This window comes from Pseudomonas sp. SCPG-7 (assembly GCF_002156405.1).
Lineage (GTDB): Bacteria > Pseudomonadota > Gammaproteobacteria > Pseudomonadales > Pseudomonadaceae > Aquipseudomonas > Aquipseudomonas parakoreensis.
In genome coordinates this window covers 1-1,152 of sequence record NZ_MVOO01000025.1, presented here as the reverse complement: position 1 = coordinate 1,152, position 1,152 = coordinate 1, and the positions used below count along the sequence as shown (strand labels likewise).

The window sequence follows — 1,152 nt, the reverse complement described above, 5'->3', positions numbered from 1 at the left end:
AACCTGCTGTGAAACCCAAGTAAAACCGATCGGGCGCTGATGGCGCCCGATCGGTTTGGAGATTTGAATGTCATTGAATCCTGATATCGCCGCATTTCTGCAACTGGTCGGCAACGGCCGGGCCAGTGGCAAACGCGTCGGCATGCATGAGCTGACCCCGAGCGAGGCCCGCGAACAATTTGATCAGTCTTCGTTGCTGATGGACGCCGGCGGTGAAGAACTGGCCGTGGTGGATGAGCTGCAATTGCCGGTGCGTGACGGCGCACTGTTGCACGCGCGGATCTACAGCAATCATCCGTTGCAGGCGGGCGCCGGTCGTCCGGCATTGTTGTATTTCCATGGCGGCGGCTATGTGGTCGGCAGCCTCGATTCGCATGATTCGCTGTGCCGCGCGTTGGCTTCGTTGGCTGATTGCGTGGTGCTGTCGGTGGCGTACCGACTGGCGCCGGAACATCGCTTTCCGACAGCGGCCGATGATGCCCGCGATGCCTGGGACTGGCTGCTGGCGAGTGCGGCTGATCTGGGCATCGACACGGCGCGGCTGGCGATTGCTGGTGACAGCGTCGGTGGCAGCCTGGCCACGGTGCTGGCTGCGCAACTGACGGCTGCCGCTGTGCAGCCGCGTTTGCAGGTGTTGATTTATCCCGTTGCAGATGCCAGTCGCAGCACGCCGTCGATCGAGCGTTTTGCCGAAGGCTATCTGCTGGAGAAGGCTTCGCTGCAGTGGTTCTACGCGCACTATCAGCGTGATGCCAGTGATCGTTTCGATCCGCGTTTCTCGCCGTTGCTCGGTGAAGTTCCGGCCGATGTCGCACCGGTGCTGATGGTGTTGGCCGAGTGTGATCCGTTGCATGATGAGGGGGTGGCGTATGCCCGGCATTTGCAGGCGGCGGGGGTTGCTGTGGATTTGCAGGTTTACGCCGGCATGACCCATGACTTTATGCGGATGGGGGCGATTGTTGATGAGGCTGAAGAGGCGCTGGGGTTGATTGCTGGGCGCTTGGTGGAGGTGTTTGCTTTGGCTTGACCGGGGTGGGGGGGAATATCCGTTGCTGCGGTAACGGCCACCTAGGGTTCCGCCCTGACGGCGGGTCACTTTTGGCAAACGCCCCAAAGTAACCAAAGGGCTTTACCCTGACGTTCGGCCCTCGC

1 protein-coding gene is annotated in these 1,152 nt (G+C 61.3%); it reads left to right on the top strand.

What is annotated here, in order from left to right; translation table 11 throughout:
• Window positions 1–67 precede the first annotated feature (67 nt).
• A complete protein-coding gene (locus B1722_RS26810) occupies window positions 68–1,027 on the top strand; it encodes an alpha/beta hydrolase (RefSeq protein WP_086794919.1) in 960 nt (319 codons plus the stop codon).
• Window positions 1,028–1,152 lie beyond the last annotated feature (125 nt).